Origin of the sequence: Myroides odoratimimus, from assembly GCF_001485415.1 — a bacterium.
Lineage (GTDB): Bacteria > Bacteroidota > Bacteroidia > Flavobacteriales > Flavobacteriaceae > Flavobacterium > Flavobacterium odoratimimum.
In genome coordinates this window covers 18,338-35,704 of record NZ_BCMQ01000021.1, presented here as the reverse complement: position 1 = coordinate 35,704, position 17,367 = coordinate 18,338, and the positions used below count along the sequence as shown (strand labels likewise).

Here is a 17,367-nt window from a genome sequence, read left to right as displayed (position 1 = left end):
CTATAATACTTGATTTGATTTTTTAGAAACTCTAACATTTTTTCCGTTCTCGTTTTTCACGATAGCTACTCTTGTAACTTCGTTAGTCTTAGGATCTACGATCGCTAAGTTAGAGATTTGGATTGGAGCCTCTTTTTTAACAATTCCACCTTGAGGGTTAGAAGCACTTGGCTTCACGTGTTTAGAAATGATATTCACCCCTTCAACAATAGCTTTGTTCTTTTCACGTAATACACGTACAACTTTACCTTCAGTACCTTTATGGTCACCAGCGATAACGCGTACAGTATCTCCTGTTTTTATCTTTAGCTTAATCATGTTTAGAACGAATTATAACACCTCTGGTGCTAATGATACAATTTTCATGAATTGTTTTTCACGAAGTTCTCTCGCAACCGGACCAAAAACACGAGTTCCTTTCATCTCCCCAGCAGCATTTAACAATACACATGCGTTATCGTCAAATCTGATGTAAGATCCGTCAGCTCTTCTCACTTCTTTTTTAGTACGAACTACAACTGCAGTTGAAACGCTACCTTTTTTCACGCTTCCGTTTGGAGTTGCTTCTTTAATTGAAACTACAATTTTATCACCTACAGAGGCATAACGACGTTTCGTTCCTCCTAAAACACGGATAGTCAAAACTTCTTTTGCACCCGTATTATCTGCTACTTTAAGTCTAGATTCTTGTTGTACCATAATTATTTCGCTCTTTCAATGATTTCAACTAATCTCCAACATTTTGATTTAGATAATGGACGTGTCTCCATGATCTTTACTGTATCACCAATGTTGCAATCATTTGTTTCGTCGTGTGCAACGTATTTTTTCGTTTTCAACACGAACTTACCATATAATGGGTGTTTTACTCTCTTTACTTCAGACACAACAATAGATTTCTCCATTTTATTGCTAGTAACAACACCTATTCTCTCTTTTCTTAATTTTCTATTTTCCATCTTTCGGCAGAATACAATTATTGTAACTCTCTTTTACTTAACTCTGTATTCACTCTTGCAATACTTCTTCTTACGTTTCTCAACTGTAATGGATTCTCGATTGGAGAGATTGCGTGAGCAGATCTTAAGTTATTATATGTGCTAGTCAACTGTACCAGTTGCTCTTGTAATTCAGCTACAGATAGATTTACTATTTCTGATTGTTTCATGATAAAAATTTTATTATGCTTCGAAATCTCTAGCAATTACAAATTTAGTTTTTACAGGAAGTTTTTGAGCAGCTAAGCGTAACGCTTCTTTTGCTACTGAAATTGGCACTCCACCAACTTCGAACATAATTTTTCCTGGTTTTACCACAGCAACCCAGTATTCTACTGCACCTTTTCCTTTACCCATACGTACCTCTAGAGGCTTTTTAGTAATAGGTTTGTCTGGGAAAATTTTAATCCATAACTGCCCTTCACGTTTCATGAAACGAGTAGCAGCGATACGCGCTGCCTCGATTTGACGTGAAGTGATAAATGCAGAGTCCATAGATTTGATTCCAAACATACCATTTGAAAGTTCATGCCCTCTTTGAGAAATCCCTTTCATTTTACCTTTCTGTACCTTACGGTATTTTGTTCTTTTAGGCTGTAACATTTTTCTTCAGTTTAAAAATTACTTTCTTTTGCGTGGGTTAGATTTACCTTTTGGAGATCCTGCTGATTTAGATTGTTTTTTATCCATTCCAGCTAACGGAGAAAGATCTCTCTTACCGTAAACCTCACCTTTCATGATCCACACTTTAATTCCCATTCTACCATAAGTAGTGTGAGCTTCAGCAAGTGCATAATCGATGTCTGCTCTGAAAGTTGACAACGGAATTCTTCCTTCTTTGAAAGTCTCAGAACGAGCCATTTCAGCACCGTTTAAACGACCAGAAATCATAACTTTGATTCCTTCAGCGTTCATTCTCATCGCTGCAGCCATTGCCATACGGATAGCTCTACGGTAAGAAATTCTGCTTTCGATTTGACGAGCGATACTAGCAGCCACTAAGTATCCGTCTAATTCAGGACGTTTGATTTCAAAGATATTGATTTGAACTTCCTTATCAGTAATCTTTTTCAATTCCTCTTTTAACTTGTCTACCTCTTGTCCACCTTTTCCGATAATGATACCAGGTCTAGCAGTAGTGATAGTAACGGTTACAAGTTTTAAAGTTCTCTCGATGATTACTTTAGATACACTAGCTTTTGATAAACGAGCATGGATATACTTTCTGATCTTGTGATCTTCAGCGATTTTGTCACCGTAGTCATTTCCACCATACCAGTTTGAGTCCCATCCTCTGATAATACCAAGGCGATTCCCGATTGGATTAGTCTTTTGTCCCATACTGCTTATTAATTGCTTTGTGTGTTATTATTAGATCCTAATACGATTGTTACGTGATTAGAACGTTTTCTGATTCTGTGTGCTCTACCTTGAGGTGCAGGACGAAGTCTTTTTAACATCATTCCTCCATCTACTCTGATTTCTTTAACGATCAATCCAGCTTCTTCAATGTTAGCGTCGCTGTTTTTCGCTTGCCAGTTAGCAATTGCAGACAAAAGTAATTTCTCTAAATTACGAGAAGCATCTTTTGAACTGAATTTTAATATATTTAGAGCTTTTTCTACTTTCTGTCCTCTTACTAAATCCGCTACTAAACGCATTTTTCTAGGAGAAGTAGGGCAATTGTTTAGCTTTGCAAAAGCAACTTGCTTGTTAGCTTCTTTAATTTGCTCAGCTCTTTCTCTTTTACGAACTCCCATAGCTTCTTATTATTTTTTACCTTTATTCTTTGCACCAGCGTGACCTCTGAACGATCTTGTTGGTGAAAATTCCCCTAATTTATGTCCTACCATGTTCTCTGTTACATAAACAGGAACAAACTGACGACCATTATGTACTGCGATAGTTTGTCCAACGAAATCAGGTGTAATCATTGAAGCTCTTGACCAAGTCTTGATAACTCCATTTTTTCCACTTTCTACGTTTACTTGAACTTTCTTCTCTAATTTATAGTGAACATAAGGTCCTTTTTTTAACGAACGTGCCATGTCTTAATCTTTTATTTCTTTCTACGTTCAACGATATACTTATTACTCGACTTAACTTTAGAACGAGTTCTGTACCCTTTAGCAGGCATCCCGTTTCTAGAACGTGGGTGTCCTCCTGACGAACGACCTTCTCCACCTCCCATTGGGTGATCTACTGGGTTCATTGCTACTGGTCTAGTTCTAGGTCTTCTACCTAACCATCTTGATCTACCTGCTTTACCAGAAACGATTAATTGGTGATCGTGGTTAGACACTGCTCCGATAGTAGCCATACATTCTAATAAAATCAAACGGATCTCTCCAGAAGGCATTTTAATAGTAGCATATTTACCATCTCTAGCAACTAACTGAGCGAAAGTACCTGCTGAACGAGCGATAACTGCTCCTTGTCCAGGACGTAATTCGATACAAGATATAACAGTTCCTAAAGGAATTTTGCTTAAAGGCATTGCATTACCAACTTCTGGTGACGCATCTACTCCTGAAACTACAGTTTGTCCAACTTTCATACCGCTTTGTGCAATAACGTATGATTTAGCTCCATCTACATAAGCAATCAAAGCGATGAATGCTGTACGGTTTGGATCATACTCAATTGACTTAACAGTAGCTGGGATACCAACTTTAGTTCTTTTAAAATCAACTATACGGTATCTTTGTTTATGACCACCACCCATGTAGCGCATGGTCATTTTTCCTTGACTATTTCTACCTCCAGATTTTTTTTTCGGTGCTAGTAAACTACGCTCCGGCTTATCAGTTGTTATAGCGTCAAAACTATTCACAACTCTAAAACGCTGACCTGGGGTAATAGGTTTTAATTTTCTAACTGACATTATTTATTAGATATTTGAATAAAAGTCTATACTATCTCCTTCTTTCAATTCAACTATTGCTTTCTTGTAAGCATTAGTTTTAGCGTTGATCATTCCACTTTTCGTGTACTTAACAGAACGCTTTGCAGCATAGTTCATAGTATTCACGTTAACAACAGAAACTCCATAAGCAGCCTCAACTGCTTTTTTAATTTCAATTTTGTTCGCTTTTCTATCAACAACAAACCCAAAACGGCCAAAAGTTTCGCCGTCTTTAGTTATTTTTTCTGTAATTATAGGCTTAATTAAAACACTCATGTTCCTATTATTTACTTAAATTTTCTACAATTCCTGCTACAGAACCCTCAGTTAACACTAAACTTCCAGCATTCAAAATACTGTAAGTACTTAATTCAGAGTTAGTTACAACAGCAGCCTTCCCTAAATTGCGTGATGACAAATATACATTTTTATTTGATTCACCAAACACAAATAGAGATTTTTTATTTTCCAATCCTAAACCTTTCAATACGTTGATGAAATTCTTAGTGCTTGGAGCCTCGAAATTAAAGTTCTCAACTACGATTAAATTTGATTCTTTCACTTTGATAGAGAAAGCAGATTTTCTCGCTAAACGTTTTAAACTTTTGTTTAATTTGAAAGAGTAGCTTCTTGGTCTTGGCCCGAAGATTCTTCCTCCTCCACGGAAAACTGGCGATTTAATACTTCCTGCTCTTGCAGTACCAGTTCCTTTTTGTTTTTTAATCTTACGCGTACTTCCAGAGATCTCAGCTCTTTCTTTAGCTTTGTGAGTTCCTTGTCTTTGATTTGCTAAATATTGTTTAACATCAAGATATACTGCGTGATTATTTGGTTCTATACCGAATACTGAATCTAAAAGCTCAACTTTTCTACCAGTATCTTTTCCTGTGATATCTAAAACTTTTACTTCCATTACTTCTGAACGATTACATAAGAGTTTTTGTGTCCTGGAATTGCTCCCTTAACCACAAGTAGATTTTTATCAGCTACTACTTTTAAAACTCTAAGGTTTTGTACTGTTACATTTACTCCTCCAGTTCTTCCTGCCATGCGCATTCCTTTGAATACTCTTGATGGGTAAGAAGAAGCTCCAATAGATCCTGGCGCTCTTAAACGGTTCTTTTGACCGTGAGTTACCTGACCAACTCCACCAAAACCATGACGTTTTACAACCCCTTGGAATCCTTTTCCTTTAGATACACCTTGTACATCTACATATTCACCTTCTATGAATAAATCTGCAGTGATCACATCACCTAATTTATACTCTCCAGCAAAATCTTTGATTTCAACAACTTTTCTCTTAGCAGATGTTCCAGCTTTTTTAAAGTGACCTAACTCAGCTTTAGTAGCATGTTTATCTGTCTTGTCATCGAAACCAAGTTGTAACGCTTCATACCCGTCAACCTCAATGGTTCTGACTTGGGTAACGACATTAGGACCCATTTCGATTACTGTACATGGAATGTTTTTTCCATTCTCATCGAAAATACTAGTCATGCCGATTTTTTTACCAATTAACCCAGACATAAATATTAATTATTAATTATAAAATTTTATTTTATTTTCTAAAAGAACTAAGTATTGGTGACTATAACACCAATACTTAGCCTTTGATATTCTTATTGAATCTTGTTATTTATCACACTTTGATTTCAACTTCAACTCCACTTGGTAACTCTAATTTCATTAAAGCATCAATAGTTTTAGAAGATGAAGAATAGATATCTAACAATCTTTTGTATGAACTTAACTCAAACTGCTCTCTTGCTTTTTTGTTCACGTGAGGAGAACGAAGAACAGTAAAGATTTTTTTATGAGTAGGTAATGGAATAGGTCCAGTTACTACTGCTCCTGTACTTTTTACAGTTTTTACGATTTTCTCTGCTGATTTATCAACCAACATATGATCGTAAGATTTTAATTTTATTCTGATTTTTTGACTCATTTTACTCTAAAATTAAGCGTTACCTTTTGCTTTAGTGATTACTGCCTCTGAAATGTTTGATGGTGTTTCAGAGTAGTGAGAGAACTCCATTGTAGAAGTTGCTCTACCAGATGATAATGTTCTTAATGTAGTTACATATCCGAACATTTCTGATAATGGAACAGAAGCTTTAACAACTTTTGATCCAGCTCTATCATCCATGCTGTTGATTTGTCCACGACGACGGTTCAAATCTCCAACGATATCACCCATGTTTTCTTCAGGAGTCAATACTTCTAACTTCATGATAGGCTCTAAGATGATCGCACCTGCAGCTTTAGCAGCAGCTTTGTATCCCATTTTAGCAGCTAATTCGAACGATAATGCATCCGAGTCAACCGCGTGGTAAGAACCGTCAGTTAAAGTTACTTTCATAGAATCCATTTCGAATCCAGCTAAAGGTCCTTGTTTCATCGCCTCTCTAAATCCTTTCTCTACAGAAGGGATATATTCTTTAGGAACGTTACCACCTTTAACTTCATTCACGAACTGTAATCCAACGAATGGTTTTCCATCAACGTCATCAGCAGGTCCCATTTTGAATACGATATCAGCAAACTTACCACGTCCACCAGATTGCTTTTTATAAGCTTCTCTATGTTGTGCTTCACGTGTAAGAGCTTCCTTATACTCAACTTGTGGCTCTCCTTGATTAACTTCAACTTTGAACTCACGTTTCATACGGTCGATCAATACGTCTAAGTGTAACTCACCCATACCAGAGATTACAGTTTGTCCAGACGCTTGGTCAGTTTTAACTGTAAAAGTTGGATCTTCCTCAGCTAATTTAGCTAAAGCAGTACCCATTTTATCCATATCCGCTTTTGTTTTTGGCTCAATAGCGATACCGATTACTGGGTCTGGGAATATCATACTTTCTAATACGATAGGTTTTTTCTCATCACATAAAGTATCTCCAGTTTTAATATCTTTAAATCCTACTGCAGCTCCAATATCTCCAGCCTCAATATATTCAACCGGGTTTTGTTTGTTAGCGTGCATTTGGTAGATACGAGAAATACGCTCTTTGTTTCCAGAACGAGTATTCAATACATAAGATCCAGCGTCTAAGTGTCCTGAATAAGCTCTAAAGAATGCTAAACGACCTACGAATGGGTCAGTAGCAATTTTAAATGCTAATGCAGCGAACGGCTCAGTAACCGATGGCTTACGTACGATTGGCTCTTCAGTATCAGGATCTGTACCTTCGATAGCTTCCTTATCCATTGGAGAAGGTAAGTAACGACATACAGCGTCTAACATGAACTGAACACCTTTATTTTTGAATGAAGATCCACAAGTCATAGGGATGATGCTCATATCAAGAGTAGCAGCACGTAAAGCTACGTGGATTTCGTCCTCTGTGATTGAGTCCTCATCTTCCATAAATTTCTCAAGAAGATTTTCATCATAAGCAGCAATCTCTTCGATTAATTGACCTCTGTATTGTTTTACATCGTCAACCATCTCTGCAGGGATCTCAACAACGTCAAAAGTAGAACCATGATTCTCATCATGCCATACGATTGCACGGTTTTTCACTAAGTCAACGATACCTTTGAAATCAGCCTCATCACCAATAGGTAAAACGATTGGCACAGCGTTAGATTTCAACATATCTTTAACTTGTTGACATACTGCTAAGAAGTTAGCTCCTTGACGGTCCATTTTATTAACGAACCCCATACGTGGAACTTTATAATTATCAGCTAATCTCCAGTTAGTTTCAGACTGAGGCTCAACACCATCAACTGCACTAAACAAGAATACTAATCCATCTAATACACGTAAAGAACGGTTTACCTCTACAGTAAAGTCAACGTGTCCAGGAGTATCAATAATATTGAAGTGGTACTCCATAGATTCAGGTATTTTAGCACCTTGAACTGTTGGGAAATTCCAAGTACATGTAGTAGCTGCTGATGTAATAGTAATACCTCTTTCAGCCTCTTGCTCCATCCAGTCCATTGTAGAAGATCCTTCGTGAGTCTCTCCCATTTTGTGGTTTTTACCTGTATAGAACAAAATACGCTCTGTAGTTGTTGTCTTACCAGCATCGATGTGTGCAGCGATACCAATGTTTCTTGTATATTTTAAATCTCTTGCCATTGTATATAGTTTCTGTATGGATTAAAATCTAAAGTGAGAGAATGCTTTATTAGCTTCAGCCATTTTATGAGTATCCATTCTCTTTTTAACAGCAGCTCCTTCTTCTTTAGCAGCAGCTAAGATTTCAGACGCTAATTTTCCAGCCATAGATTTCTCATTTCTTTTTCTCGCATACAAAATCATCCATTTCATCGCCATAGAAATTTTTCTATCTGGACGAATTTGCATTGGAATTTGGAATGTAGCTCCACCTACACGACGAGAACGAACTTCTACGTGTGGCATAACATTAGTTAATGCATCTTTCCAAATTTCTAATGAAGATTTTTCTTCATCTTGTTTTTTCTCCTCAACGATCTCTAAAGCATCATAGAATACTTTAAAAGCTGTTGATTTCTTACCGTCCCACATTAAGTTGTTTACAAAACGCGTAACTAATTGATCATTAAATTTTGGATCTGGTAAAAGAGGTCTCTTTTTCGCCTGTCTTTTTCTCATGTCTTCTTCTTAAACGTTTAAACGATTATTTTTTGTCTTTAGGACGTTTTGCTCCGTATTTAGATCTTCTTTGTGTTCTACCGTTTACTCCAGCAGTATCCAAAGCTCCACGTACGATGTGGTATCTAACACCTGGCAAATCTTTTACCCTTCCACCTCTAACTAATACTATCGAGTGCTCTTGTAAATTGTGTCCTTCTCCTGGGATGTATGCGTTTACTTCATTACCATTTGTTAAACGTACCCTTGCAACTTTACGCATTGCAGAGTTTGGTTTTTTAGGTGTAGTAGTATAAACACGCGTACAAACTCCTCTTCTTTGAGGACAAGAATCCAAAGCAACCGATTTACTCTTCTTAGTCAATTGGGTTCTCCCTGTTCTTACTAATTGTTGAATTGTTGGCATAATGTTTATTAATAATTTCTACAATATATTATTCCGCACTATATACGGGGTTGCAAATGTATAACTATTTTTTATTTATTCAAACCTCAAAGCATTAATTTTCAACATAATTAATTTTTTTTATCAACAATTCTCCTTTTACCTCTTTTTTTCTCTTTATACGATAGTTATTCAAAAGTTATCAACATTATTTCTCTCCCTTTTTAGTAATCCAGCATTTGTTCTAAATCTTCTCTTTCACTATTCAATAACACCAAAAAAAATAAACCTTAGCACTCTTCTCCCTTTTATACATCACCACAAAAAACATTCCTCTTTACAGCTTTATAACACAACAGCACACCTCTTATTATACATTATAGTATATACTATCTAATATTTTTATAAATACCATTAAATCCAAATACTTAAAATCTATCTTTGCACGTTTTTTAAATTATATTATTAAGTAACTTTGCCCCATGGAACAGGACAATCAGATATTTGGTATTCGTGCAATCATCGAAGCCATAGAAGCAGGAAAAGATATAGATAAGGTATTCATACAGAAAGAAGCTTCTGGAGAGTTAATGAGTTCTCTTCTTAAGACACTAAAGAAGAACAACGTAAACTTCTCTTATGTACCAATCGAGAAACTAAATAAACTAACTAATAAAAACCATCAAGGAGCTGTAGCGAATATCTCCCCTATCTCTTTTACTTCATTAGAAGTACTAGTAGAAGGTGTATTAGAGAAAAAAGAGAAACCTCTTTTCGTCATCCTTGACCAGATATCAGATGCTCGTAACTTCGGTGCTATTATACGTACAGCTGTATGCTGTGGTGCAGATGGTATCATTATATCTAAGAATGGAGCTGCTCCGGTAAACGGAGATACAGTAAAAACATCTGCGGGTGCTGTATTTAATATTCCTATCTGTAAAGTAGACCATATTAAGGACGCTGTATTCTATCTACAAGGGTCTGGTGTAATAACACTAGGTGCAACAGAGAAAGCAGAAAAAGAAATCTATGATGTAGACCTAAATGTGCCTGTAGCCATCATTATGGGAAGTGAAGATAAAGGTATCAACCCATCTGTACTTAAAATCATAGACGAGAAAGCAAAGTTACCGATGTTTAGCACAATAGATTCACTAAACGTATCTGTAGCGTGTGGAGCATTTTTATACGAAACAATCAGACAAAGAAGATAAGATTTGAAAGACGTAAAGGTATTATTAAAGAAGCCTAACTACCCTGTTAGCGATGAGTTCATGGCATACTTAACCAAGTATAAGCGCACTACTAAAACTAGTGTGATCTATGATGACTTATTGCGATTCAGTGGTTATATCAATATCGAGGACAGCAACGGTAATGATACACTGTGGTTACGTGTATATTATCCAGAGTTCGAGTATAAAGAGATAGAAGCTAGCCTTACTAAGATATATACCTTACTTCACTCTGATGGTGACATCGAGACACTACAGTATCTAACTATTGATCATATTGACTTTTGTTCGTTTGGTAATTCTAAACCATTCCGAGTGAAAGTTCGAAATATACTCAATGACAATATCACCAACTTCTATGTAAAGAGAGCCGATGCCTCACGCATATACGGATTAGAACTAGAAGAGATGCTGTCTCCGAATACGATGAATTATCTCGTACACAATGACACCTTAATAGAAGAACACATATTAGGTATACCTGCTGATGTATTTATCACAAATCACCTACCTAAATGTACTGAAAGTGAAAAATCACAGATCGCTAAAGAGTTTGTCAAGTTTAATGAACGCTGTATGATCGGTCTACTGGGTGATATGAGATCTTATAATTTCGTCATTATACCTACTCATGACTTCGATCAGGTAGTCTATAGAATCAGAGCTATCGACTTCGATCAGCAGAACTATGAAGGCAACCTCAAGTTCTACCTTCCTCAGTTCTTTAAAGAGAACCATACTATCGTGAAGATGGTATTAGAGAAACTAAAACATACTTCGATAGAACAGTATCGACGAGAAGTGAGATCTGTGATCGTAAGAAGAGTACTGAGTAATAAAGAGAGACTAGACGAACTAATCCACGTGATGATACAGGATACAGTCTCTACTCCAGAACATGTAGAAGAGTTAAAAATGTCCTTACACAAATTAACTCACGAGAAGTCTTTCAAATATTGTAAAAATATGGGAGAGATACTCGAAACAGCAATAGACTTCGTAGTCAAAAACTATAAAAGCACCTTCTAAGGTGCTTTTATAGTTTATATCGTTATCTAATTTGATACTGAGAGATCAGTACTGGTAATGTCTTTCTATAAGGATCTTTACTCTTCTTTTGTTTCGGTATGATAATAAAGTTGCCATGCTCATCGAAGCACCTCATAAAGGGGTCTGACTGAGGATCAAAGTTAGGGTCTTGCCACTCATACTTATACCCCTGCTCTATATGCTCAGGAGATGAAACTACAAAACTAAGAATCAATCCTGTCAAAAAACCACTCAAATGTCCTTCCCACGAAATACCGCTCTCTACATGGGGAAACATATACCACACCGTACCCCCATATAGCACTACGATAACCAGCGATAATGCCATCAGTCTATAATATCGCGTCTGTACTCCCTTAAAGAACATAAAGCTCACTAGCACATAGACTAATCCACTAGCACCGATATGATAACTATCTCTACCCATCAACCATGTACCGAAACCTGATAGCAGAATCCCTAAGATCAGTACCACCAACGCTTGTTTCTTATAAAAATACTGCAACATTAATAGCAGTGCAAAGAGGGCTATAGAGTTATTATACAAATGCTTTATCCCACCATGTATAAAAGGACTAAACACAATTCCCCTTAACCCCACTACCGTTCTCGGCAATACGCCATACTCGTGTAACTCATAAAAATTATTCCAATCCATCCAATACACTCCCCATATCAGTACAACGACGAATAAGGGTAGTAAAATTAGATTAATAGATAATGGAGGTAATTTCTCTTTACTCATATATTCATTCCTTTCTCCTTAAGTACATCTTACTATATAAGGTGCATATTTACTCCCTATACCAAACCTATCCATAAACACCCCTTGTAATGAAAGGCTATTATACATAGTACTCAAATTTTATATAGGTTAAATATAACTCATTTTATAACGAATTGTTTTTTCATTCACACCATTTTAGCATTGAAAAGAATATCACCCTCCTTACAAACAACTCTATACAGTAACTAACCTCTAAAAAAAGCAATTCACTTTTTTATTTATAATCACATATTCAGGTCTAAAAAAGGATAATAAACAATATCATTACCTCTTTTTTTTTGAAAAAGGGTCTAAAACAAGTCCATAATCCCTAAATCAGTAAAAAAACAAATCATTTTTTTTATTCAACAAAACAAACAAAAGACTAAATATCAACCAATTACACAACACCCCTTAAAAAACAAAATATTGAAAACATACCGCCAGCCTAGTAAAATAGGTTCTTAATTTGAATTCCTTGGACAATAATAGGACAATAAGCAATGAATACTGGACTAGAGAAGCCCTTTGTCCAAGAATACTTCTTCTATACTCCCCGCATTCTCCTTCAAGTAAGAATAAACATCAACATTAGCTTATGCACAGATATTCATGCTCTAATCAATAACTACTGCGCCTTAAACATTCCATTACTGAAAAACATCGTTATCTAAAAAAGAGATTGTATTTTTGTGAGAAGAGATTTAATTACGATAATGGAAGCACCTTTAGCAGAACGAGTACGCCCACATACACTGAGTGACTATGTCAGTCAAGAACACCTCGTGGGAGAGAATGGTATCTTAACGAATCAGTTAAAAGTTGGGTTTATCCCATCCTTAATCTTTTGGGGACCTCCAGGTACAGGTAAGACTACTCTGGCAGAGATTATCGCAAAAGAAAGCGAGAGACCCTTCTATGTATTGAGCGCAATTAACTCAGGGGTTAAAGATATCAGAGAAGTAATCGAGAAGGCAAAGTCTAACAGTGGTCTATTCACTGCTAGGAACCCTATCCTATTCATCGATGAGATACACCGCTTTAGTAAATCTCAACAAGACTCTCTACTAGCTGCAGTAGAGCGTGGCTGGGTCACGCTAATCGGTGCTACAACAGAGAATCCGAGCTTCGAAGTTATCCCTGCTCTTCTCTCTAGATGTCAGGTCTACACACTTAATGCGTTTACAAAAGAAGACCTACAGCACCTCCTAGAGCGCGCTATGAATAAAGATCTATTCTTAAAAAAGAAAAAGATAACCCTGACAGAGACAGAAGCTCTATTTAGAATATCAGGTGGAGATGGTCGTAAGCTACTAAACACCTTCGAGCTTATCATCAATGCTACTCATGATGACGAGATAGAAATCACCAATGAACGCGTAATGCAAGTAGTACAAAAGAATACTGTACTATATGATAAGACTGGTGAGCAGCACTATGATATCGTATCTGCTTTTATCAAATCTATCAGAGGTAGTGATCCTAATGGAGCTGTATATTGGCTGGCAAGAATGATAGAGGGTGGTGAAGATGTGAAGTTCATCGCACGAAGATTACTTATAGCTGCATCAGAAGATATCGGTAATGCTAATCCGACTGCACTCATTATGGCAAATAATACCTTCCAGGCCGTATCTGTCATAGGATACCCTGAGAGTAGAATATTATTAAGCCAATGTGCTATCTATCTAGCTACATCCCCTAAGAGTAACTCTACCTATCTAGCGATAGGCAAAGCACAGCAACTCGTCAAACAAACAGGTGACTTATCTGTACCTATACACTTAAGGAATGCACCTACTAAACTAATGAAAGAACTAGGGTATGGCAAAGAGTACTTATACTCACATGACTATACAAATAACTTCGTAGAACAAGAGTTTCTACCAGATGAGCTAGAAGGCACTGTACTCTATGAACCAGGTGTGAACAATAGAGAGAACAGCACTCGAGAGTTCTTGCGCAACAGATGGCAATTTAAATACAACTATTAAATAGAAAGACCTGCTTATAGCAGGTCTTTTAGTTCTATTAATTTCTGTACGTGATAGATCTGAGGGGTTACTTTTTCTTTAGATTGACTGTAGTAGATTGCATCCATTCCTACGCCTAGCGCTCCTTCTATATCCGCTAAGAAGTTATCACCTATCATCACGGAGTCTTTCACTCCTGCCTTTGCTTTATCTAAAGCATAGTTAAATATCTCAGGATTTGGCTTACTCACTCCAGCCATTTCAGAATTAGTCACTGTCTGAAAATAACCTGATATCCCTGATCGATCTAACTTTTTGCCTTGCACTTCATTAAAACCGTTGGTAATAATATGAAGTTTATATTTGTCTTGTAAGTAGTCTAATACTTCTATCGCACCATCAAATAAATAATTATGATTAGGCATAGCCTTTAGATAATTATCCCCTAGTAGCAACATCTCTTCTGTAGTAGACTGATACCCTAACTTAGCAAAGGTATCTCTGATTCTCCCGATTCTAAGCTCTTCTTTACTTACCTGATTTAGACTATACTTGTCCCAATACTCATTGTTGATTGCAACATAGTGGCTTAGAAAAGCCTCTGTGCTAAAAGGTAATTTTAATTCTTCAATAACATCATTAAAAGCTAAAGCAGAGTTCTTCTCAAAATCCCATAAGGTATGGTCTAAATCAAAAAAGATATCTGTCTTACTCGTTAAGCTTTTTACTCCCATTTTTTATAATCTTTTGTTTGAATTACAAAAGTAGGTATTTTAGAACTAAATCTACTTATAAAATACTCTCATCTGCAAAGCTATAATAACTGTATTCCGTAATAATCAAATGATCTAGTAACTGTATGTCCATAATACGCCCTGCTTCTTTAATCTTCTTAGTGATCTGTATATCTGCATCACTAGGCTTGACCTTACCACTAGGGTGATTATGCGTTAAGATTATCCCGACAGCCTTCTGCTCTAATGCTGTCTGAAATAACAGTCTTATGTCTACTACAGTACCGGTGATTCCTCCCTTACTCAATGGAGCTTTATACTTCACCTTATTAGAGTTATTCAGATATAACACCCAAAACTCCTCATGTTCTAAATCCCCTATGATAGGATTAATCAGTTCAAACACATCACTGCTAGTAGTGATGATAGGTTCTTCTATACGCTCACTTAATCTCCTTCTCTGCCCTATCTCTAAAGCCGCAATAATCGCAATAGCCTTCGCTTCTCCTATTCCTTTAAACGCAGTGAGCTTCGAGATACTCTGTTTCGCTAATACACTTAGATTATTATTATACATCGCTAATATACGCTTACACAGCTCTACAGCAGACTCCTCTCTATGCCCTGATCCTATGAGTATCGCTAATAGTTCGGCGTCACTTAAGGAAGTCTTTCCCTTCAGCATTAGCTTTTCTCTAGGTCTATCATCTTCTGCCCATTGTTTGATCGTAATCTTTTGGTGTTCCATAGTCATTGTTTTATACTATTCTATCGTACAAAAACTAAACCTAATGAAGCTATTCTATATAAAGCTTCTATTAAAAAGCAGTCAGTATTCAAACAAAAAAAGGTTATCAAATACAGCTGTACTTGATAACCTCTTTAATAGTATTATAATAATGACGTATGCCGTCTATTTATTCTTTACTTTCTCACTAAAAGCTTGCATATCTAATCCACCATAGTTACCTGAACTCATGAATAACAATACAGCATTGTTTAAGTCTAATTGCTCTAAATATTGTTTGAAATCAGCAGCGTTAGTATACGTAGCTAACCCTGGTCTATTAAATGCCGTCTGCATCTGCTCTTGAGAGATCTCTGGCATATTCTTAATCTTAAGCGCATCTAAAGAATAGAATACCACTGCTTCGTCTGCCTTAGCTAACGCACCTTCGTACTGTGATAAGAAGGCCGAGTTAAGACTACTGTATGTATGTAGTTCTAGACATGCGATTACTTTCTTATTAGGGTACTGTGCTTTCACAGCTTCTGTTGTAGCGATCACTTTACTCGGTGAATGTGCAAAGTCTTTATAGATCACTGTTTGGTCTGTCTCTACTAACTTCTCTAGTCTCTTAGATGCCCCTTTAAACGATGCGATAGCTTCGTAGAAATCTTCTTCATCTATCCCCATATTCTGACAGATCCACTTCGCTCCACTTATATTACTAAGGTTGTGCTTACCAAAAACCTCTAACGGCATAGGCCCGTCATTCGTATCTAAGTAAGTCTGCTCATTCTCGATAGTATAAGAAGGTGTAGTATAAGGTATCTTTCTAATCGGATTAGTAGCTTCTTCTACCAGTTGGTTTACCACAGCGTCTTCTTCGTTATAGACTAAGATTCCACCATTCACTAACTTTCCAATAAAAATCTTAAACTGCTCTACATAGTTTTCAAAAGTTGGGAATACATTGATATGATCCCATGCGATACCACTTAACAAGGCGATATTCGGCTGGTAGATATGAAACTTAGGACGAAGATCTAATGCTGATGATAGGTATTCATCACCTTCTATCAACATAAATTCATTATCTGAAGTAAGGTTTACCATTCTATCGAAGCCTTCTAACTGTGCCCCTACTAGATAATCTACTTCTACATTATGATAATGCATCACATGTAATATCATAGAAGTAATGGTAGTCTTACCATGAGACCCACCTATCACTACACGTGTTTTATTTTTAGAATGTTCGTAGATAAACTCAGGGTAAGAATAAATAGTCAGTCCTAATTCTTTTGCTTTTAGCAATTCTGGGTTATCCCCCTTAGCATGCATCCCTAGAATAATAACGTCTATCTCTTCTGTTATCTTCTCTGGGAACCACCCTTCTTCTTTTGGTAATAATCCCTTAGCCTCTAATCTAGACTTAGAAGGTTCAAATATAGTGTCATCACTACCTGTTACAATATCTCCTTTTGCATGTAAGGCTAATGCCAAATTGTGCATTGCACTTCCTCCGATTGCGATAAAATGTATACGCATTATATAAGTTTTTTACTGTCAATTCTACTAGTTGTAAAATTACAATTTAAATAACAATATGAAATTCTTTTTCTTTATATTACATTCAATTTTTAGCTAATATACCATGCAACATGATAAATCCTATTACGAAATAAACAACAACAGAGATACGAGTCTTGTTTACTACATTATCTCCTTTGTATGTTCGGTTATTGCATTCTTTATCTGTTGGATTCCTTTTGTCAATTTTATCTCTATATTTTTTAGCCTTATAGGTCTTGCCTTCGGCATCGCAGCCTATCGAAGAGCTAAAAAAGCTCTTGTCAGTACTACTATGCCCTTAGTTGCTATTATTATTTCACTGTTTCCACTAGTAATCTCTATAGGCACTACATCGGTACTACTCATCTATATCAATAAATAGATACTTTATAAATATAAAAAGCTCAAGTGACCTTGAGCTTTTT

The 17,367-nt window shown here is 36.4% G+C and carries 24 protein-coding genes; 4 read left to right on the top strand and 20 right to left on the bottom strand.

Going from position 1 to position 17,367, the window contains the following annotated elements; genetic code table 11:
• The 16 genes from rplX to rpsL form a co-directional block, all read right to left on the bottom strand.
• On the bottom strand, window positions 1–318 hold the full coding sequence (gene rplX, locus MODO_RS14920) for a 50S ribosomal protein L24 (protein ID WP_006259485.1): 318 nt from the start codon (window positions 316–318) through the stop codon (window positions 1–3).
• Window positions 319–330: 12 nt separating this feature from the next.
• Window positions 331–699, bottom strand: a complete 369-nt coding sequence (gene rplN, locus MODO_RS14915) for a 50S ribosomal protein L14 (protein ID WP_006259486.1) — start codon at window positions 697–699, stop codon at window positions 331–333.
• Window positions 700–701: 2 nt separating this feature from the next.
• Window positions 702–959 (bottom strand): 30S ribosomal protein S17, encoded by a 258-nt coding sequence (gene rpsQ, locus MODO_RS14910; RefSeq protein WP_006259487.1) that lies wholly within the window; start codon window positions 957–959, stop codon window positions 702–704.
• Between the two features lie 17 nt (window positions 960–976).
• Entirely contained in the window at window positions 977–1,168 is a 192-nt protein-coding gene (gene rpmC / locus MODO_RS14905; protein WP_006259488.1) for a 50S ribosomal protein L29, read from the bottom strand.
• Window positions 1,169–1,181: 13 nt separating this feature from the next.
• The gene (gene rplP, locus MODO_RS14900; protein ID WP_006259489.1) at window positions 1,182–1,601 is read right to left on the bottom strand and encodes a 50S ribosomal protein L16; all 420 of its coding nucleotides are present in this window, start codon (window positions 1,599–1,601) and stop codon (window positions 1,182–1,184) included.
• Window positions 1,602–1,619: 18 nt separating this feature from the next.
• Window positions 1,620–2,339, bottom strand: a complete 720-nt coding sequence (rpsC, locus tag MODO_RS14895; protein ID WP_006259490.1) for a 30S ribosomal protein S3 — start codon at window positions 2,337–2,339, stop codon at window positions 1,620–1,622.
• Between the two features lie 8 nt (window positions 2,340–2,347).
• On the bottom strand, window positions 2,348–2,758 hold the full coding sequence (rplV, locus tag MODO_RS14890) for a 50S ribosomal protein L22 (RefSeq protein ID WP_006259491.1): 411 nt from the start codon (window positions 2,756–2,758) through the stop codon (window positions 2,348–2,350).
• A 9-nt stretch (window positions 2,759–2,767) separates the two neighbouring features.
• Entirely contained in the window at window positions 2,768–3,046 is a 279-nt protein-coding gene (rpsS, locus tag MODO_RS14885) for a 30S ribosomal protein S19 (RefSeq protein ID WP_006259492.1), read from the bottom strand.
• Window positions 3,047–3,057: 11 nt separating this feature from the next.
• Window positions 3,058–3,882, bottom strand: coding sequence for a 50S ribosomal protein L2 (gene rplB, locus MODO_RS14880; protein ID WP_006259493.1), 825 nt, complete (start codon window positions 3,880–3,882; stop codon window positions 3,058–3,060).
• Between the two features lie 6 nt (window positions 3,883–3,888).
• Window positions 3,889–4,179: a 50S ribosomal protein L23 gene (gene rplW / locus MODO_RS14875; RefSeq protein WP_006259494.1), complete on the bottom strand. Its 291-nt coding sequence runs from the start codon at window positions 4,177–4,179 to the stop codon at window positions 3,889–3,891.
• A gap of 7 nt (window positions 4,180–4,186) precedes the next feature.
• Entirely contained in the window at window positions 4,187–4,816 is a 630-nt protein-coding gene (gene rplD, locus MODO_RS14870) for a 50S ribosomal protein L4 (protein ID WP_006259495.1), read from the bottom strand.
• Complete coding sequence (gene rplC / locus MODO_RS14865) at window positions 4,816–5,433, bottom strand: 50S ribosomal protein L3 (protein WP_006259496.1); 618 nt, start codon at window positions 5,431–5,433, stop codon at window positions 4,816–4,818. The genes rplD and rplC overlap by 1 nt, the downstream gene beginning before the upstream one ends.
• Before the next feature lie 112 nt (window positions 5,434–5,545).
• A complete protein-coding gene (rpsJ, locus tag MODO_RS14860) occupies window positions 5,546–5,851 on the bottom strand; it encodes a 30S ribosomal protein S10 (RefSeq protein WP_006259497.1) in 306 nt (101 codons plus the stop codon).
• A 12-nt stretch (window positions 5,852–5,863) separates the two neighbouring features.
• On the bottom strand, window positions 5,864–7,999 hold the full coding sequence (gene fusA, locus MODO_RS14855; RefSeq protein ID WP_006259498.1) for an elongation factor G: 2,136 nt from the start codon (window positions 7,997–7,999) through the stop codon (window positions 5,864–5,866).
• Between the two features lie 21 nt (window positions 8,000–8,020).
• Window positions 8,021–8,497, bottom strand: a complete 477-nt coding sequence (rpsG, locus tag MODO_RS14850) for a 30S ribosomal protein S7 (RefSeq protein WP_006259499.1) — start codon at window positions 8,495–8,497, stop codon at window positions 8,021–8,023.
• Between the two features lie 25 nt (window positions 8,498–8,522).
• Window positions 8,523–8,903: a 30S ribosomal protein S12 gene (gene rpsL, locus MODO_RS14845; RefSeq protein WP_002987523.1), complete on the bottom strand. Its 381-nt coding sequence runs from the start codon at window positions 8,901–8,903 to the stop codon at window positions 8,523–8,525.
• 461 nt (window positions 8,904–9,364) lie between these two features.
• Here rpsL and rlmB point away from each other — a divergent pair, with 461 nt between their 5' ends.
• Together rlmB and MODO_RS14835 are read left to right on the top strand one after the other, a co-directional pair.
• On the top strand, window positions 9,365–10,099 hold the full coding sequence (rlmB, locus tag MODO_RS14840) for a 23S rRNA (guanosine(2251)-2'-O)-methyltransferase RlmB (RefSeq protein WP_006259500.1): 735 nt from the start codon (window positions 9,365–9,367) through the stop codon (window positions 10,097–10,099).
• Between the two features lie 3 nt (window positions 10,100–10,102).
• Entirely contained in the window at window positions 10,103–11,149 is a 1,047-nt protein-coding gene (locus MODO_RS14835) for a hypothetical protein (protein WP_006259501.1), read from the top strand.
• 22 nt (window positions 11,150–11,171) lie between these two features.
• Here the strand turns inward: MODO_RS14835 and MODO_RS14830 are convergent, their stop codons facing one another.
• The gene (locus MODO_RS14830; RefSeq protein ID WP_006259502.1) at window positions 11,172–11,915 is read right to left on the bottom strand and encodes a rhomboid family intramembrane serine protease; all 744 of its coding nucleotides are present in this window, start codon (window positions 11,913–11,915) and stop codon (window positions 11,172–11,174) included.
• A gap of 737 nt (window positions 11,916–12,652) precedes the next feature.
• Here MODO_RS14830 and MODO_RS14825 point away from each other — a divergent pair.
• Window positions 12,653–13,930 (top strand): replication-associated recombination protein A, encoded by a 1,278-nt coding sequence (locus MODO_RS14825; protein ID WP_006262072.1) that lies wholly within the window; start codon window positions 12,653–12,655, stop codon window positions 13,928–13,930.
• A gap of 14 nt (window positions 13,931–13,944) precedes the next feature.
• Here the strand turns inward: MODO_RS14825 and MODO_RS14820 are convergent, their stop codons facing one another.
• The 3 genes from MODO_RS14820 to MODO_RS14810 form a co-directional block, all read right to left on the bottom strand.
• The gene (locus MODO_RS14820; RefSeq protein WP_006259505.1) at window positions 13,945–14,643 is read right to left on the bottom strand and encodes a YjjG family noncanonical pyrimidine nucleotidase; all 699 of its coding nucleotides are present in this window, start codon (window positions 14,641–14,643) and stop codon (window positions 13,945–13,947) included.
• 55 nt (window positions 14,644–14,698) lie between these two features.
• Complete coding sequence (gene radC / locus MODO_RS14815; RefSeq protein ID WP_006259506.1) at window positions 14,699–15,391, bottom strand: RadC family protein; 693 nt, start codon at window positions 15,389–15,391, stop codon at window positions 14,699–14,701.
• A 165-nt stretch (window positions 15,392–15,556) separates the two neighbouring features.
• Window positions 15,557–16,918, bottom strand: a complete 1,362-nt coding sequence (locus tag MODO_RS14810) for a UDP-N-acetylmuramate--L-alanine ligase (RefSeq protein WP_006259507.1) — start codon at window positions 16,916–16,918, stop codon at window positions 15,557–15,559.
• A 106-nt stretch (window positions 16,919–17,024) separates the two neighbouring features.
• Between MODO_RS14810 and MODO_RS19395 the strand changes: the two genes are divergently transcribed.
• Window positions 17,025–17,324 carry a hypothetical protein gene (locus tag MODO_RS19395; protein ID WP_073145607.1) on the top strand — a complete coding sequence of 100 codons (300 nt, stop codon included), beginning with the start codon at window positions 17,025–17,027 and terminating at the stop codon, window positions 17,322–17,324.
• The last annotated feature ends 43 nt before the right edge of the window (window positions 17,325–17,367 follow it).

What these genes read in the sequence shown, in the direction of transcription:
- rlmB (WP_006259500.1), top strand. Translation starts at nt 9,365, where the DNA reads ATGGAACAGGACAATCAGATATTTGGTATTCGTGCAATCATCGAAGCC.
- MODO_RS14825 (WP_006262072.1), top strand. Translation starts at nt 12,653, where the DNA reads ATGGAAGCACCTTTAGCAGAACGAGTACGCCCACATACACTGAGTGAC.
- rpmC (WP_006259488.1), bottom strand. Translation starts at nt 1,168, where the DNA reads ATGAAACAATCAGAAATAGTAAATCTATCTGTAGCTGAATTACAAGAG.
- MODO_RS14830 (WP_006259502.1), bottom strand. Translation starts at nt 11,915, where the DNA reads ATGAGTAAAGAGAAATTACCTCCATTATCTATTAATCTAATTTTACTA.
- MODO_RS14820 (WP_006259505.1), bottom strand. Translation starts at nt 14,643, where the DNA reads ATGGGAGTAAAAAGCTTAACGAGTAAGACAGATATCTTTTTTGATTTA.
- rplX (WP_006259485.1), bottom strand. Translation starts at nt 318, where the DNA reads ATGATTAAGCTAAAGATAAAAACAGGAGATACTGTACGCGTTATCGCT.
- rpsS (WP_006259492.1), bottom strand. Translation starts at nt 3,046, where the DNA reads ATGGCACGTTCGTTAAAAAAAGGACCTTATGTTCACTATAAATTAGAG.
- fusA (WP_006259498.1), bottom strand. Translation starts at nt 7,999, where the DNA reads ATGGCAAGAGATTTAAAATATACAAGAAACATTGGTATCGCTGCACAC.
- rpsQ (WP_006259487.1), bottom strand. Translation starts at nt 959, where the DNA reads ATGGAAAATAGAAAATTAAGAAAAGAGAGAATAGGTGTTGTTACTAGC.
- rplP (WP_006259489.1), bottom strand. Translation starts at nt 1,601, where the DNA reads ATGTTACAGCCTAAAAGAACAAAATACCGTAAGGTACAGAAAGGTAAA.
- rplN (WP_006259486.1), bottom strand. Translation starts at nt 699, where the DNA reads ATGGTACAACAAGAATCTAGACTTAAAGTAGCAGATAATACGGGTGCA.
- rplB (WP_006259493.1), bottom strand. Translation starts at nt 3,882, where the DNA reads ATGTCAGTTAGAAAATTAAAACCTATTACCCCAGGTCAGCGTTTTAGA.
- rplV (WP_006259491.1), bottom strand. Translation starts at nt 2,758, where the DNA reads ATGGGAGTTCGTAAAAGAGAAAGAGCTGAGCAAATTAAAGAAGCTAAC.
- rpsC (WP_006259490.1), bottom strand. Translation starts at nt 2,339, where the DNA reads ATGGGACAAAAGACTAATCCAATCGGGAATCGCCTTGGTATTATCAGA.
- rplC (WP_006259496.1), bottom strand. Translation starts at nt 5,433, where the DNA reads ATGTCTGGGTTAATTGGTAAAAAAATCGGCATGACTAGTATTTTCGAT.
- rplD (WP_006259495.1), bottom strand. Translation starts at nt 4,816, where the DNA reads ATGGAAGTAAAAGTTTTAGATATCACAGGAAAAGATACTGGTAGAAAA.
- MODO_RS19395 (WP_073145607.1), top strand. Translation starts at nt 17,025, where the DNA reads ATGCAACATGATAAATCCTATTACGAAATAAACAACAACAGAGATACG.
- rpsJ (WP_006259497.1), bottom strand. Translation starts at nt 5,851, where the DNA reads ATGAGTCAAAAAATCAGAATAAAATTAAAATCTTACGATCATATGTTG.
- rpsG (WP_006259499.1), bottom strand. Translation starts at nt 8,497, where the DNA reads ATGAGAAAAAGACAGGCGAAAAAGAGACCTCTTTTACCAGATCCAAAA.
- rplW (WP_006259494.1), bottom strand. Translation starts at nt 4,179, where the DNA reads ATGAGTGTTTTAATTAAGCCTATAATTACAGAAAAAATAACTAAAGAC.
- rpsL (WP_002987523.1), bottom strand. Translation starts at nt 8,903, where the DNA reads ATGCCAACAATTCAACAATTAGTAAGAACAGGGAGAACCCAATTGACT.
- radC (WP_006259506.1), bottom strand. Translation starts at nt 15,391, where the DNA reads ATGGAACACCAAAAGATTACGATCAAACAATGGGCAGAAGATGATAGA.
- MODO_RS14810 (WP_006259507.1), bottom strand. Translation starts at nt 16,918, where the DNA reads ATGCGTATACATTTTATCGCAATCGGAGGAAGTGCAATGCACAATTTG.